This window comes from Streptomyces sp. NPDC040622 (assembly GCF_055593965.1).
Window position 1 is genome coordinate 648,937 of the sequence record NZ_JBVIXD010000002.1, and the last position, 15,166, is coordinate 664,102.

Below are 15,166 nucleotides of genomic sequence, written 5' to 3' on the forward strand. Positions count from 1 at the left end.
GGTGCGGGCAGTGCGGGCGGTGCGGGGGTGGTGGTGCGGGCCGGTCAGGGGGCGCGGCGGTCGCTGCCGCCCAGGCCCTCGTCGTCGAGGTCGCCGCTGTTCGTCCACAGCGAGCTGTCGTACGGCGTGTCGGGGATGGTCACGAGGTCGGGCCTGCGCGGTTCGGGGCGGACCGCCGTCGGCGGGGCCGCGGCGCGCAGCAGGGCCACGCTCTCGCGCAGGTGGTCGGTGTCGGTGCGGACCCGGCGTACGTCGACGCCGGTCAGTTCGTCGCCGGCCTGCTGCTCCAGCCTGCCGACGGTGCGGACCAGGTCGTCCACGCATCGCTGTACGGCCGTCAATTCGTCGTGCAGAGCCATGACTTGCCCTCACTTAGGGGGTGCGGTGGCAACGCTCATGCGCCTGCGAGTGTCGCGCGTCACATCCCGGCTTGTGAAGAGATCTGCGCCGATTGCCGGATCAGGAGCGGTGAATGCGCCGGATCACGCGCTGATCGCGCCGACCTCGACCGACGGTGACGGTTCGTCGGCCGATCCGGTCCCGCAGCCCACCGCAGCCCACCGCAGCCCGCAACAGCCCGCAGCCCGCCGGATGAGGCCCCGCGCCCCTCCGCCTGAGGCCGCGCGCCCCACACGGGGCCGCAGGCCCCGTATTGGGCCGCACGAGTGGGATATGGGCGCCGCCGCGTCGTGCCTCCCTCGCGGGGCGGGATCCGTCGCCTTCAGTGGAGCGATAGATGTGATCAGCTCCATATACCGCCATACGTGATCAAACCCGGCCCGGTCCTGGTAGCGGGCGGCCGGGCGAGCCCCGGACCCCGGAGGTACCAGCCATGTCCCACGACCGCGCCAGAGTCAGATCTGTCGTGTTCCTCGCGACGGGGGTGCTGGCTCTGCCCGCCCTCGCCGGATGCAGCTCGAACGACGAGGCCGGCCGGCCGACCGCGGGCCAGGACGTCGCTCCCGCCGCCCGGGGCATGGTCGCCGACGGGGGGACCATGAACTGGGCGGTCGACGCGCTGCCCCAGACGTTCAACTCCTTCCAGTCGGACGCCGACGAGGGCACCGCACGCGTCGCGGGCGCCGTGCTGCCGTCCCTGTTCCGCCTCGACGCGCAGGGCAGGGCACAGCGCAACGCCGACTTCCTGGAGTCCGCGAAGGTCGTCGAGAACGAGCCCCAGCAGGTCGTCCTCTACAAGCTCAACCAGCAGGCGGTCTGGAGCGACGGCCGGGAGATCGGCGCCGACGACTTCGCCGCCCAGTGGCGCGCCCTGTCCGGGAAGGACACCGCGTACTGGACGGCACGGAACGCCGGCTACGACCGCATCCAGAAGATCGAGCGCGGCGCGAACAACCTGGAGGTGCGGGTCACCTTCGCCAAGCCGTACGCGGACTGGCGTTCCCTCTTCTCCCCGCTGTACCCCAAGCAGGTCATGGGCGCCCCCGACTCCTTCAACGACGGCGCGCGCCGCAAGCTGAAGGTGTCCGCGGGCCCCTTCGCGCTCTCGGGCGTCGATCGCAAGGCCGGTGACGTCACGCTGGTGCGCAACCCGCGCTGGTGGGGCCGTCCCGCCAAGCTCGACAAGCTCGTGCTGCGCGAGGTGGCGCCGGCCGAGCGGGCCGGGGCCATCGCCAAGGGCTCGGTCGACCTCGCCGCGATCGACTCGGCACAGGCGGACCGGATCGCCCTGGCCGCCCGGGACAAGGGCGCCCAGGGCCCGCTGGCCCACGGCCCCGGCGCCGGGCTCACCCCCGGCAGGGCGCTGCGCTCCTGGGCGATCGCCCACGGTTCCGACGAGGAGGCGGCCGACACGGAGCTCGCGGCCCGCGCCAAGACCCGCAAGGCGGTCAGGAAGTACGCGACCGAACAGGCGGGCCTGCGCGGCTACGTGGTGCGCAAGTCCCTGGAGCCCGCCTACACCCAGCTCGCCCTGAACGGCTCCGAGGGCCCGCTCGCCGACGACCGGGTGCGCCGGGCCGTGGCCCGCGCCCTGAACCGCGCGGAACTCGCGAAGACCGTGCTCAAGCCGCTCGGCCTGCCCGCCGAGCCGGTCGGCAGCCACCTCGCCCTCGCCGGGCAGCAGGCGTACGCGGACAACAGCGGGGCCCTCGGCGAGCAGGACACCGCCGAGGCGCGGGCGCTGCTCGCGGACGCGGGCTGGACGCCCGGCTCCCCGCTGAGGGAGAAGGGAAGGGACGCCGCGGAGAAGGAGAAGTCGGCCGGCGGCGAGTCCGACGCGAAGGAGGCCAAGGCGGACTCCGGGTCCGGGGAGGACTCCTCGGACGACGGCACCTACATCGTCGGTGAGGACGACGGCAAGCCCGGCGACAGCGGCACCTCGGTGCTCGCCCCCGCGCCGGCCGCCGCCTACCAGCGGGCCGCCCTGAACCGCCAGGCCGACGCCCTGGGGCTGCTCCGCGAGGCGGACAAGGAGAAGAAGAAGGAGCCCGGCGACCACGCGAGGAACCACGCCGAGCGCCCGTCCAAGGCCCACGCGGGCGCCCGGGACCAGGCCAAGGGCGGCGCGCCCGGCGCGTACGCCCCGAAGGGGACCGCCGCGCCCAAGGGAGCGGCCGCGCCCGCGGCGGGCCCGCTCGCCAAGGACGGCAAGCCCCTCACCCTGCGCTTCGTGCTGCCCTCGGGGGAGGGCTCGGAGTCGCTGCGCGCGGTGGCCGACCGGATCTCGCGGATGCTGGAGAAGATCGGCGTCCGCACGGAGACGGCGAAGGTCGCCGACGACAGCTACTTCAAGGACCACATCGCGTCCGGCCAGTACGACCTGGCCCTGTACTCCTGGCCCGCCTCCGCCTTCCCCGCCACCGACGCCCGCCCGATCTTCGCCAAGCCGGTGCCGGCCGCCGACGGGTCGCTCAACGTCGAGCAGAACTACACGCGCGTCGGCACGGACCACATCGACCAGCTCTTCGAGCAGGCGGTCGGCGAGCTGGACGAGGAGGCGTCGCGCGCCCTGGTCAGGAAGGCGGACGCCCGCATCTGGGCCGAGGCGGGCTCCATCCCCCTCTACCAGCGCCCCCAGCTGATGGCGTCCCGCCCGAACCTGGCGAACGCCGGGGCGTTCGGTTTCCAGGCCCCGGACTACGAGGACATCGGCTTCCTGAAGCCGGGCGCCAAGCCCGCGGGCGAGCCGTCGGCCAAGTAGCGGCCCGGCTCAGATTCCGCTCAACTCTCTTGCCCGTCGGCCACCCCGGCGGGCAAGCTCGTATCCACCCATTGACCTGCTGTTTCCCCAAAGTTCCCGAGGCTTTGCGCACCCCTGTGAAGCCCCCGCGGAGGCTGCCTCCGTAGAAGGCCCGTAGACTGGGGTGAGGCCGTGGCGTGTCCAGCCCGGCAGGGTTCGCGTACTTCAGAGGTGCGTGCGACCATCCACTCACTCCAGGAGTACGCCGCACTATGGCCACGCGCCACGACATCCGTAACGTCGCCATCGTCGCTCACGTCGACCACGGCAAGACGACCATCGTCGATGCCATGCTCAAGCAGGCCGGTTCCTTCGCCGCGCACGCCGCCGAGTCCCTCGACGACCGCATGATGGACTCGAACGACCTGGAGCGTGAGAAGGGCATCACGATCCTCGCCAAGAACACGGCGGTGAAGTATCACCCCAAGGACGGCGGGGATCCGATCACGATCAACATCATCGACACCCCCGGCCACGCCGACTTCGGTGGCGAGGTCGAGCGCGGTCTGTCGATGGTGGACGCGGTCGTGCTGCTGGTCGACGCCTCCGAGGGCCCGCTCCCGCAGACCCGCTTCGTGCTGCGCAAGGCGCTCCAGCAGCGGCTGCCCGTCATCCTGTGCATCAACAAGACGGACCGCCCCGACTCGCGGATCGACGAGGTCGTCAACGAGACGTACGACCTCTTCCTCGACCTGGACGCCGACGAGGACCAGATCGAGTTCCCGATCGTCTACGCGTGCGGCCGTGACGGCATCGCCTCGCTGACCAAGCCGGCCGACGGCACGGTCCCCGCGGACTCCACCAACCTGGAGCCGTTCTTCTCCACCATCCTGGAGAGCGTCCCGGCCCCGACGTACGACGAGTCGGCCCCGCTCCAGGCCCACGTCACCAACCTCGACGCGGACAACTTCCTCGGCCGCATCGCGCTGCTCCGCGTCGAGCAGGGCGAGCTGGCCAAGGGCCAGACCGTCGCGTGGATCAAGCGTGACGGCACCATCGCGAACGTCCGCATCACCGAGCTGATGATGACCGAGGCGCTCACCCGCAAGCCCGCCGAGAAGGCGGGCCCGGGCGACATCTGCGCGGTCGCCGGTATCCCCGACATCATGATCGGCGAGACCCTCGCCGACCCGGAGAACCCGATCGCGCTGCCGCTGATCACGGTCGACCAGCCGGCGATCTCCATGACCATCGGCACGAACACCTCGCCGCTCGTCGGCCGCGGTGGCACGGGCAAGGGCGCGGCCGCGAAGTCCGCCGTCAAGGACCGCAAGGTCACCGCCCGCCAGGTCAAGGACCGTCTCGACAAGGAGCTCGTCGGCAACGTCTCGCTCCGCGTCCTGGACACCGAGCGCCCCGACGCCTGGGAGGTGCAGGGCCGCGGTGAGCTGGCGCTGGCGATCCTGGTCGAGCAGATGCGCCGCGAGGGCTTCGAGCTGACCATCGGCAAGCCGCAGGTGGTCACCAAGCAGGTCGACGGCAAGACCCACGAGCCGGTCGAGCGCCTCACGGTCGACGTCCCCGAGGAGCACATGGGCGCGGTCACGCAGCTCATGGGCATCCGCAAGGGCCGCATGGACAACATGTCGAACCACGGCTCCGGCTGGGTCCGCATGGAGTTCGTGGTGCCCTCCCGCGGCCTGATCGGCTTCCGTACGGAGTTCCTGACGAACACCCGCGGCACGGGCATCGCCCACTCCATCCACGAGGGCCACGAGCCCTGGTTCGGCACGCTGACGACCCGGAACAACGGCTCGCTCGTCGCGGACCGCGCCGGCGCCGTCACCGGGTTCGCGATGACGAACCTGCAGGAGCGCGGCGTGCTGTTCACCGACCCCGGCACCGAGGTGTACGAGGGCATGATCGTCGGCGAGAACTCGCGCGCCGACGACATGGACGTGAACATCACCAAGGAGAAGAAGCTCACCAACATGCGCTCCGCCTCCGCCGACTCCTTCGAGGCGATCGTCCCGCCGCGCAAGCTGTCCCTGGAGCAGTCCCTGGAGTTCTGCCGCGACGACGAGTGCGTCGAGGTGACCCCGGAGGCCGTGCGCATCCGCAAGGTCGTCCTGGACCAGAAGGAGCGCGGCCGCTCCGCGTCCCGCGCCAAGCACAGCTGACCCGCTGACGTAGGCGATGGGCGGCACACAGCCGCTCATGAGGCCGATTTCCGTCGCTCCCGAGGGAGTTGGACGGAAGTCGGCCTCTTGTGTTTCCCCAGGCGAGTACGGTGTGGCCACTGTCGCGCGCGGGGCTCCCGGCAAGTGGTTTTCGACCACAGACTGTCCGGTATTCGGACGTCACTGACCGTTAGATGTGTAACACGTCCGTTTCGCAACCATCTATCTCGGATCGGTTTGTCCGGATTTTGGAAGTTGTACGGGGCAGGTGTGATTGAACCGAGACCAAAAGGGTGTGGTCGACCGGTACCTCATGGCTAATAGTTGACCGCGTATAGCTCGGGTCAATGGGTCACGCGCTGTGGGGAGCGCCGACTCACGAGCACACTGGGGTACTCGATCTTCGCCGTCAGGGGTGTCGGCGCGGTTGCACGTACCCCCTCTTGTAGTGAACAAGTGGACTCATGAGGAGGAACCCCATGCGTGGTGCCAAGAGCGCCAAGTGGGTCGCGATAGCCGGTGTTGTGGCGCTGACGGCCACCGCTTGTGGCGGCGGCGACAGTGACAGCAAGGGCAGCGGCAAGGTCGACCCCAAGGGGATCGTCAGCTACGCCAACGGTGAGCCGCAGAACGCCCTGCAGCCGTCCAACACCATGGAGGCGTACGGCAGCGTCGTCATCGACGCGCTCTTCACCGGGCTTGTCCACTACGACAAGCAGGGCAACATCACCTACGAGAACGCCGAGTCGGTCACGCCCGACAAGGACTCCAAGGTGTGGACGGTCAAGCTGAAGCCGGGCTGGAAGTTCCACAACGGCGAGGCCGTCACCGCGAAGTCGTACGTCGACGCCTGGAACTGGGCGGCCGACCCGGCCAACGGTCAGCAGAACAGCGCCTGGTACCGCGACATCGTCGGCTACGACGACGTGCACCCGGCCAAGGGCAAGGCCAAGAAGAAGGCCATGTCCGGTCTGAAGGTCGTCGACGACAACACCTTCACCATCACGCTCAAGGGTGGCGTCCCGTACTACCAGTACAAGCTGGTCTACAAGCCCTTCTTCCCGCTGCCCTCGGCCGCGCTGAAGGACCCGAAGAAGTACGGCGAGGCCCCGGTCGGCAACGGTCCCTACAAGTTCAAGAGCTGGGACCACAAGAAGTCGATCCAGGTCACCGCCTGGTCCGGCTACAAGGGCGAGGACAAGCCCAAGAACGGCGGCATCAACTTCAAGGCCTACTCCAAGGACACGGCCGCCTACGCCGACCTGAAGTCGGACAACGTCGACACGATGCCGCTCGTGCCGAACAGTGAGATCGCCAACTTCAAGCAGGACTTCGGCGACCGCGCGATCGACATGGACTTCTCGGCGATCAACACGGTCAACTTCGCCTTCTACACCAAGCAGTGGAAGGACATCGACGTCAAGGTCCTCCAGGGCCTGTCGATGGCGATCGACCGCGACACCATCGCCAAGACCGTGTTCCACGGCACGCGTGAGTCCGCCACCGGCTGGGTCGCCAAGGGCGTCAAGGGCTACCAGAAGGACGCCTGCGGCGAGTACTGCAAGTTCGACCCGAAGAAGGCCAAGCAGTCCATCACGGACGGCGGCGGCGTTCCCGGCAACAAGATCTCCATCCAGTACAACGCCGACCAGCCGCACAAGGACTGGGTCGTCGCGGTCTGCAACAGCATCACCAAGGCGACCGGCGTCAAGTGCGTCGGCGACCCGGTGACCGACTTCGCGGCCGACACGGAGATCCGTGACCAGAAGAAGGTCAAGTCGATGTACCGCTCCGGCTGGGTGCTCGACTACCCGTTCAACGGCAACTTCCTCGCCGACCTCTACGGCACCGGCGTCGACGGCAACAAGGGCGGCTTCTCGGACAAGAAGTTCGACGGGCTGACCAAGAAGGCCGACGAGGCGAAGACCATCGAGGAGTCGGCGAAGCTGTACCAGCAGGCCGAGAAGGAACTGCAGAACAGCTTCCCGGGCATCCCGCTCTGGTACAACAAGACGCTCTCCGCGTACTCGAACAACGTGAAGAACGTCGTGTTCGACCAGGCCGGTGACCCGATCCTCTCCGAGGTCGAGGTCTTCGAGAAGTAGTAGTCGTCGGAGTACCGCTCCCGTGCAGCGACGCCCGGTGATCCCGGGCGTCGCTTTCGGGCGGCTCCGCAATGGACGGAGGCACCAATGGGGCGCTACGTCGCGAGGCGACTGCTCCAGATGATCCCGGTCTTCATCGGGACAACCCTGCTGATCTTCCTGATGGTCAATGTGCTCCCCGGCGACCCCGTACGGGCGCTCTGGGGAGACAAGCCGCCGGACCCGGCACAGGTCGCGCAGATCAGGCACGACCGAGGGCTCGACCTGCCGCTCTGGCAGCAGTACCTGCACTACATGGGCGGACTGCTGCAGGGCGACTTCGGCAAGACCATCGCAGGCAACAGGCCCATTCTTGACGAGATCAAGCAGGCTTTCCCGGTTTCGATGAGACTCGCCGCCATGGCGTGGTCCTTCGAGCTCGTCGTCGGAATCGCCCTGGGCGTCCTGGCGGGCGTGAAGCGCAGCCGGATCGTCGACAACACCGTGACGCTCTTCACGCTCCTCGTGATCTCCGTCCCGATCTTCGTGTTCGGCCTGTTCCTCCAGCTGATCTTCGGCAACGAACTCGGCTGGGTGACACCCACGGTCCAGGACTCGGAGAACTTCCAGCAGCTGATCCTGCCGGCCCTCGTCCTCGGCCTCGTCGGCCTCGCCTACGTGGCCCGTCTGAGCCGGACCTCCATCGCGGAGAACCGGCAGGCGGACTACATGCGCACCGCCGTCGCCAAGGGCCTGCCGCGGCACCGGATCATCACCCGGCACCTGCTGCGCAACTCCCTGATCCCGGTGGTCACCTACCTCGGAACGGACATCGGCACCCTCATGGGCGGCGCCGTCATCACCGAGGGCATCTTCAACGTGACCGGTGTCGGCAACCTGCTGTTCGACGCGCTGAGCAACCGAGAGGGCGCCGTCATCGTCGGCATCGTCACGGTCCTGGTGCTCGTGTATCTCCTCGCGAGCCTGGTCGTCGACCTCCTCTACGCCGTTCTGGACCCGAGGATCCGTTATGCCTGACCTCACCAAGACCCCGGCCACCGACGAGGCGCACGCCGTGGCGATCGCCGACGCCGACGCCCATGCCGTGGACGCCGTCGAGGCCACGGGCAAGCCGCGCAGCCTGTGGGGCGACGCCTGGCGCGACCTGCGCCGCCGGCCGCTGTTCGTGATCTCCGCGCTGCTCATCCTCGTGGTGCTGCTCGTCGCGGCCTTCCCGGGCATGTTCACGAACGCCGACCCGCAGACCGGCGACCTGACCAACCACTTCCTGGAGAAGCCGAACCTCGGTCACTTCTTCCAGGCCGACTGGTTCGGGTACGACCGGCAGGGCCGCAGCATCTACGCGCGTGTCGTGTTCGGCGCCCGCAACTCGATCATGGTCGGCTTCGGCGTGACGATCCTCGTCACCGTCTTCGGCAGCCTGGTCGGCATGCTGGCGGGCTACTTCGGTGGCTTCTGGGACAGCCTGCTGTCGCGCCTCACCGACGTGTTCTTCGGCATCCCGTTCCTGCTCGGTGCGATGGTCGTCCTGAACGCCTTCTCCGAGAAGAACGTCTGGGTCATCACCGGCGCCCTCGCCTTCCTGGGCTGGACGCAGATCGCCCGTGTCATGCGCGGCGCGGTGATCACCACCCGGCACGCGGACTACGTCGTGGCGGCGAAGGCACTGGGCGCGGGCACCAAGCGGATCCTGTTCCGGCACATCCTGCCGAACGCCATCGCTCCGGTCATCGTCATCGCGTCCATCTCCCTGGGCACGTACATCGTCGCCGAGTCGACGCTGTCCTTCCTGGGCCTGGGCTTCGGCGGGGACACGCTCTCCTGGGGCGGCGACATCTCCGACGCCCTGAGCGACATCCGGAACAACCCGCACACGCTGATCTTCCCGGCAGGCATGCTGAGTCTCACGGTGCTGGCGTTCATCATGATGGGTGACGCCGTACGCGAAGCCCTCGACCCGAAGCTGCGCTGAGGGAGGCGTACATGAGCATCGACATCAAGTCAGACACCTTCCCCGCACCCCGCTCGGGCGGGGAAACGGGCGGCAGGCTCCTGGACGTGAAGGACCTGCACGTCGAGTTCCACACCCGGGACGGCGTGGTCAAGGCCGTCAACGGCGTCAACTACAGCGTGGACGCGGGCGAGACGCTCGCCGTGCTCGGTGAGTCGGGCTCCGGCAAGTCCGTCACGGCGCAGGCCATCATGGGCATCCTCGACATGCCGCCGGGAAAGATCCCGCAGGGCGAGATCGTCTTCCGCGGCCAGGACATGCTCAAGATGTCCAACGAGGAGCGCAGGAAGATCCGCGGCCGCAAGATCGCGATGATCTTCCAGGACGCGCTGTCCTCGCTCAACCCCGTTCTCTCGGTGGGCTACCAGCTCGGCGAGATGTTCCGGGTGCACGACGGCGTGAGCCGCAAGGAAGCCAAGGCCAAGGCCATCGAACTGATGGAGAAGGTCAAGATCCCGGCCGCCAGGGAGCGGGTGAACGACTACCCGCACCAGTTCTCCGGCGGTATGCGCCAGCGCATCATGATCGCGATGGCGCTCGCCCTGGAGCCGGACCTGATCATCGCGGACGAGCCCACCACGGCGCTCGACGTGACGGTCCAGGCCCAGGTCATGGATCTCCTCGCGGAGCTGCAGCGCGAGTACAACATGGGCCTGATCCTGATCACCCACGACCTCGGCGTCGTCGCCGACGTCGCGGACAAGATCGCGGTCATGTACGCGGGCCGGATCGTGGAGACCGCGCCGGTGCACGAGCTGTACAAGCGCCCGGCCCACCCGTACACCCGCGGCCTGCTGGACTCGATCCCGCGCCTGGACCAGAAGGGCCAGGAGCTCTACGCGATCAAGGGTCTGCCGCCCAACCTGCTCAAGATCCCCAGCGGTTGTGCGTTCAACCCGCGCTGCCCCAAGGCGCAGGACATCTGCCGCACGGAGGTCCCGCCGCTGGTGCAGGTCACCGAGCAGGACGGCGCGGAGCTGCCGGGCCGCGGCAGCGCGTGCCACTTCTGGAAGGAGACGATCCATGGCTGAGCCGACGAAGGCTTCGAAGGCCGACGAGCCGCAGGACGCGACGCCGAACGTCTCCGAGGTGGAGACCGTGGACGTGGCGACGCCCGAGGAGGCCGTCGCGGCGATCGAGGCGCCGGCCGAGCGCGGCGAGCCGATCCTCCAGGTCCGCAACCTGGTCAAGCACTTCCCTCTCACCCAGGGAATCCTGATCAAGAAGCAGATCGGTGCGGTCAAGGCGGTCGACGGCATCTCCTTCGACCTCTACCAGGGCGAGACCCTGGGCATCGTGGGGGAGTCCGGCTGCGGCAAGTCCACGGTCGCCAAGCTCCTGATGACCCTGGAGCGCGCCACCGCGGGCGAGGTCTTCTACAAGGGCCAGGACATCACCAAGCTGACCGGCCGCGCGCTGAAGGCGGTGCGCCGCAACATCCAGATGGTGTTCCAGGACCCGTACACGTCGCTCAACCCCCGTATGACGGTGGGCGACATCATCGGGGAGCCCTTCGAGATCCACCCCGAGGTGGCTCCCAAGGGCTCGCGCCGGCAGAAGGTCCAGGAGCTCCTGGACGTGGTGGGCCTGAACCCGGAGTACATCAACCGCTACCCGCACCAGTTCTCGGGCGGCCAGCGTCAGCGCATCGGCATCGCGCGCGGTCTGGCCCTCAACCCCGAGATCATCATCTGCGACGAGCCGGTCTCGGCCCTGGACGTCTCCGTCCAGGCCCAGGTCATCAACCTGATGGAGAAGCTGCAGGACGAGTTCAACCTCTCCTACCTCTTCATCGCGCACGACCTGTCGATCGTCCGGCACATCTCGGACCGCGTGGGCGTCATGTACCTCGGGAAGATGGCGGAGATCGGCTCGGACGAGCAGATCTACGAGCACCCGACGCACCCGTACACGCAGGCACTGCTCTCCGCGGTGCCGGTGCCCGACCCGGAGGCCCGCGAGGGCCGCGAGCGCATCATCCTCACCGGTGACGTGCCCTCGCCCGCCAACCCGCCCTCGGGCTGCCGCTTCCGCACCCGGTGCTGGAAGGCGGAGGAGAAGTGCTCCAAGGAGATCCCGCTGCTCGCGATCCCCGAGCGCTTCAAGGGCCAGGACACCCCGGCCGCGCACGAGTCGGCGTGCCACTTCGCCGAGGAGAAGGACGTCGTCGGCGTCGCGTGACCTCCTGAGTGTGCCTGTGCCCCGCCGTACGCGTCGTACGGCGGGGCACAGGCATGCCGGACCTGAGGAGGGCGTGCGAGCGGGGTTCTGTCGGAAGGGTGTGGTGCGGAGTGTCCCTGCGGGACGGCGGCACGGTCGACGAGAACGGCGCTGGACTGTCCCTGCGCCCCTGGCGCGAGACGGACGCCTCCGCGGTCCTCGCCGCCTTCGCCGCGCCGGAGATGGGCCGCCAGGCGGACCAGGAGGTCACCGACGGGGCGGGTGCCGTCCGGTGGGTCACCCGGCGCGCGGCGGAGCGCGCGGCCGGTTCCGCGTACGCGTTCGCCGTGGTGGACGGGGACGGCGTGCCGCTCGGCAACGCCTCGGTGGGTGCGGTGAACCACGTCCACCGCACCGGCTGGGTGTCGTACTGGACGACGCCCGGCGCGCGCGGCAAGGGCGTCGCCTCGTACGCGTGCGCGGCCCTGGCCCGCTGGGCCTTCGGCGAACTGGGCCTCTTCCGCCTGGAGTTGGGCCACCGCACCAACAACCCCGCCTCGTGCCGGGTGGCCCGCGCGGCCGGCTTCGCGGTGGAGGGGCTGCAGCGGCAGAAGCTGTCGTACGACAGGGTCCGCCACGACGTCGAACTCCACGCCCGGCTGGCGACCGACGCCGTGTGACACCCGTGCGGCCGTCACGCCTCAGCCGTCGCACCTCACATGGGAAGCGACCGCACCCGTACCGCTCCGGGAGGCCACGGGGCGCCCTCGCGCAGCGGCGTCACCATCGTCCGCAGCGGCATGGTGACCACGCGGTCGCCGGGCTGTTCGACCAGGACCGGGGTGTCGGGGGCGAGCGCGTGCCAGCCGAGCCGCTCGTACAGGGGCAGAAGGGGCGGGCGGCAGAACAGGAGCGCGTGGCGCGGGCCCAGCGTGCGGGCGTGGTCCAGGGCGGCGGCCAGGACGCGGCGGGCCAGGCCCTGCCCGCGTACGTCAGGGGCGACCGCCACGCCGCCGACTCCGACGACGTCCGTGGGGGAGACCTCGGCGGACCCGTCGTCGGATCCGGTGCCGGACCCGTCCGTCGACACGGGCAGGCGGCGGAGCCCGGCGTGGGCGACGAGACGGCCGTCGAGCCGTATGCCGAAGTGCTCTTCCTTGGGCAGCCAGGACAGACGCGTGTCCGCGACGCCGAAGGGGTCGTCGCCGTCGCCCAGGATCTCCCGCACGTCGTCCTGCGTGTACGTGGTGAGGCGGACCGCGCTCGGCGGGCCGGCCGTGATGTGTGTGCTCATCCCCGCATGATGCGCCAGGTCTGCCCGTTCCACGAGGACCGCTGGACGCTCACGGAGGGCGACCGGACCTCTCGTCGAGGGGCGGATCCACCGACAGGGTGAGGCAGCCGGCAGCGTCCGCCCGGTTCCCGGTGCCTCCGGTCTGTCCGGAACATCCCGTCCCGTGCCGTGCGGACAGCCCCGCCTGCTGGCAGGATGCCGGACCGCAGCGTCGACAACACGCCATTCTTGCGGCCGTTTCGAGGCTCCCCGCCGCATGCCGACATTGCGTACTTTGATGATCAAAGAGCGGGTGTAGACCCTTGCTTGACCGGTTGCGCAACCGAACCCGCTCAGACTGACCGGTTGACGAGCGTTGACACTCCCGGGAGTGACGTTAAGGGAATGATCCATTCCATTCGTGTGCGCGCACTGACCTCGGCAAATGCGGAATCTTCGCTCCGTATCGATCATTCGCCGGGCCGTGAAGGATCGCAGACCGTCACGGCCGGGACGGCTGAAAACTGTGCCGAACTCGAAAACGGCCATAGCCGGAATACATTCACGCCACTCCGCCTTCTGTCGACGGCAAGCCTCTGACCTGCGTGGATGTGGTGCACCCCGCCCTTGCTCGGGTTGTTTCACCGGGCATATGCGGAGTTGACGCTTGGCTGAGGTGCGCTATAGCTTCCGGGTGGTTCAGGGCGGCCTGCTAAAGACACCCGCTCCGGAACGGTGATTTGTGCAAAGGACCTGCACGCCACTCGGGGAACCCCCGTGGGCGGCAAGTCGCAGCGTGCTCAGGGGGATGCTCGTGATCAACACCGTCACCAGGCTGTATGCCGACAGATGCGCCGAAGCGGATTCGCCGCTGCGGAATGCCGCGCGAAAACTCGAACTCCCCGCCGTGTACGCCCAGTCGTTCGGCCAGGTGCTCCTGGACCGACCGCTCATCGCCGACCGGGTCGAGATCGAGGGATTCGCCGACGACCTCCGGTCCCTCTTCGGCATCATGACCTCGCTCCCCGAGCGCCTGTACGGCGGTGACCTGCGCGCCTACTGCACCGCCATCGGCATGGACGACCGGCTCGCCGAGCTCATGTGCCGGGGCGCCGCACCGCGCCCCGTACTGCACGCCCGGGCCGACGCCTACCACGACGGCACCCGCTTCCAGCTCCTCGAACTCAACGTCGGCAGCGAACTGGGCGGCACCGACACCGCCCAGCAGAACCGCGCCTGGCTCCGCGTGCCCGAGTTCGCGGCCTTCGCCGAGGAGCAGGGCCTGCGGCACCTCGACACCGTGCCCCGGGTGGCCGCCGCGCTGCGCCGCGCCGCCGAGCCCGTCACGGACGGCGAACCGGTCGTCGCACTCATCGAGAGCACCGGCGGACTCGCCGCCCACGAGCACGTGTTCACCGCGGTCCGCGAGGCGATGGCCGACCAGGGCATCAACCTGCTCCTCGGCGAGATCCACGAACTCGCCGACCGCAACGGCAAGATCACCCTCCGGGGCACCCCGCTGGACGTCATCCTCCGCTACTTCGTCGCCGGCGAACTGCTCGAGGACCCCGCGGGCCAGGACGTCCTGGACACGCTCATCCGCGCCGACCGCGAACGGCGGACCGCGCTCTTCCTGCCGCTGGACAGCGGCATCTACGCCAGCAAGGGCAGCCTCGCCCTGCTCCACGACCCCGCAGTGCGGGCCGAGTTGACCGAGGCGGAGCGCGCCGCCGTCGACCGGGCCGTGCCCTGGACCAGGCTCCTCGACCGAGGCCGGCAGTACGCGGGGGACCGCGCCGACCTCCTGGAGCGCTGTCGTGAGGAACGAGAGGAACTGGTCGTCAAGCCGGGCGTCGGCTACGGCGGCGTCGGCACCGTGGTCGGCCACGAGGCGGACGACGCGGCCTGGGCCGAGGCGCTGGAGGCGGCAGGACAGGACACCGTCGTGCAGCGGCGGGTCCGCCCCGCCCCCGAGCCGGTGGTGGACGCCGCCACCGGGCGCACCGAGGACTGGGCCGCCAACTGGGGCGTCTTCGTCGACGGTGACGGCTACGCCGGTGGCTTCGTCCGCGCACTGCGGCCGGCCCAGGGCGCGGTCATCTCCTTCTCCAACCCGGGGACGCGCAGCAGCTGCGTCTTCACCGCAGGCTGACCCGGGCAAAGACTCCCGCCACCCACTCCGCCCGCTCCTGACGCCAGCTCAGCCCGCCCGTTCTTCCGTTCGCTCTGCCTGCTCACTTCCTGTTCATTCGCACCCCAGGGCGGCAACGCCCTGCTTCCTCACGCACCCAGCCGCCC

The 15,166-nt window shown here is 69.1% G+C and carries 11 protein-coding genes; 9 read left to right on the forward strand and 2 right to left on the reverse strand.

Annotated elements, in window-relative coordinates; genetic code table 11:
- Positions 1–44: 44 nt before the first annotated feature.
- The gene (locus ACZ592_RS07385) at positions 45–359 is read right to left on the reverse strand and encodes a hypothetical protein (protein WP_471580523.1); all 315 of its coding nucleotides are present in this window, start codon (positions 357–359) and stop codon (positions 45–47) included.
- A 473-nt stretch (positions 360–832) separates the two neighbouring features.
- On the opposite strand from ACZ592_RS07385, the gene ACZ592_RS07390 reads away from it, so the two are divergent.
- The 8 genes from ACZ592_RS07390 (at position 833) to ACZ592_RS07425 (ending at position 12,275) form a co-directional block, all read left to right on the forward strand.
- The gene (locus ACZ592_RS07390) at positions 833–3,160 is read left to right on the forward strand and encodes an ABC transporter family substrate-binding protein (RefSeq protein WP_471580524.1); all 2,328 of its coding nucleotides are present in this window, start codon (positions 833–835) and stop codon (positions 3,158–3,160) included.
- A gap of 251 nt (positions 3,161–3,411) precedes the next feature.
- Positions 3,412–5,319, forward strand: coding sequence for a translational GTPase TypA (gene typA / locus ACZ592_RS07395; RefSeq protein ID WP_471580525.1), 1,908 nt, complete (start codon positions 3,412–3,414; stop codon positions 5,317–5,319).
- 479 nt (positions 5,320–5,798) lie between these two features.
- Positions 5,799–7,424: a peptide ABC transporter substrate-binding protein gene (locus ACZ592_RS07400; protein ID WP_471580526.1), complete on the forward strand. Its 1,626-nt coding sequence runs from the start codon at positions 5,799–5,801 to the stop codon at positions 7,422–7,424.
- An 87-nt stretch (positions 7,425–7,511) separates the two neighbouring features.
- Positions 7,512–8,441, forward strand: a complete 930-nt coding sequence (locus ACZ592_RS07405; protein WP_471580527.1) for an ABC transporter permease — start codon at positions 7,512–7,514, stop codon at positions 8,439–8,441.
- Positions 8,434–9,396, forward strand: a complete 963-nt coding sequence (locus ACZ592_RS07410; protein WP_471580528.1) for an ABC transporter permease — start codon at positions 8,434–8,436, stop codon at positions 9,394–9,396. Before ACZ592_RS07405 ends, ACZ592_RS07410 begins: the two co-directional genes overlap by 8 nt.
- Before the next feature lie 11 nt (positions 9,397–9,407).
- The gene (locus ACZ592_RS07415) at positions 9,408–10,466 is read left to right on the forward strand and encodes an ABC transporter ATP-binding protein (RefSeq protein WP_471580529.1); all 1,059 of its coding nucleotides are present in this window, start codon (positions 9,408–9,410) and stop codon (positions 10,464–10,466) included.
- Entirely contained in the window at positions 10,459–11,616 is a 1,158-nt protein-coding gene (locus ACZ592_RS07420; protein ID WP_471580530.1) for an ABC transporter ATP-binding protein, read from the forward strand. Before ACZ592_RS07415 ends, ACZ592_RS07420 begins: the two co-directional genes overlap by 8 nt.
- Positions 11,617–11,726: 110 nt before the next feature.
- A complete protein-coding gene (locus tag ACZ592_RS07425) occupies positions 11,727–12,275 on the forward strand; it encodes a GNAT family N-acetyltransferase (RefSeq protein WP_471580531.1) in 549 nt (182 codons plus the stop codon).
- 35 nt (positions 12,276–12,310) lie between these two features.
- Here ACZ592_RS07425 and ACZ592_RS07430 read toward each other — a convergent pair whose 3' ends face one another.
- Positions 12,311–12,889, reverse strand: a complete 579-nt coding sequence (locus ACZ592_RS07430) for a GNAT family N-acetyltransferase (protein ID WP_471580532.1) — start codon at positions 12,887–12,889, stop codon at positions 12,311–12,313.
- A gap of 787 nt (positions 12,890–13,676) precedes the next feature.
- On the opposite strand from ACZ592_RS07430, the gene ACZ592_RS07435 reads away from it, so the two are divergent.
- The gene (locus ACZ592_RS07435; RefSeq protein WP_471580533.1) at positions 13,677–15,020 is read left to right on the forward strand and encodes a hypothetical protein; all 1,344 of its coding nucleotides are present in this window, start codon (positions 13,677–13,679) and stop codon (positions 15,018–15,020) included.
- Positions 15,021–15,166: the final 146 nt, after the last annotated feature.

What these genes read in the sequence shown, in the direction of transcription:
- ACZ592_RS07385 (WP_471580523.1), bottom strand. Translation starts at nt 359, where the DNA reads ATGGCTCTGCACGACGAATTGACGGCCGTACAGCGATGCGTGGACGAC.
- ACZ592_RS07390 (WP_471580524.1), top strand. Translation starts at nt 833, where the DNA reads ATGTCCCACGACCGCGCCAGAGTCAGATCTGTCGTGTTCCTCGCGACG.
- typA (WP_471580525.1), top strand. Translation starts at nt 3,412, where the DNA reads ATGGCCACGCGCCACGACATCCGTAACGTCGCCATCGTCGCTCACGTC.
- ACZ592_RS07400 (WP_471580526.1), top strand. Translation starts at nt 5,799, where the DNA reads ATGCGTGGTGCCAAGAGCGCCAAGTGGGTCGCGATAGCCGGTGTTGTG.
- ACZ592_RS07405 (WP_471580527.1), top strand. Translation starts at nt 7,512, where the DNA reads ATGGGGCGCTACGTCGCGAGGCGACTGCTCCAGATGATCCCGGTCTTC.
- ACZ592_RS07410 (WP_471580528.1), top strand. Translation starts at nt 8,434, where the DNA reads ATGCCTGACCTCACCAAGACCCCGGCCACCGACGAGGCGCACGCCGTG.
- ACZ592_RS07415 (WP_471580529.1), top strand. Translation starts at nt 9,408, where the DNA reads ATGAGCATCGACATCAAGTCAGACACCTTCCCCGCACCCCGCTCGGGC.
- ACZ592_RS07420 (WP_471580530.1), top strand. Translation starts at nt 10,459, where the DNA reads ATGGCTGAGCCGACGAAGGCTTCGAAGGCCGACGAGCCGCAGGACGCG.
- ACZ592_RS07430 (WP_471580532.1), bottom strand. Translation starts at nt 12,889, where the DNA reads ATGAGCACACACATCACGGCCGGCCCGCCGAGCGCGGTCCGCCTCACC.
- ACZ592_RS07435 (WP_471580533.1), top strand. Translation starts at nt 13,677, where the DNA reads ATGCTCGTGATCAACACCGTCACCAGGCTGTATGCCGACAGATGCGCC.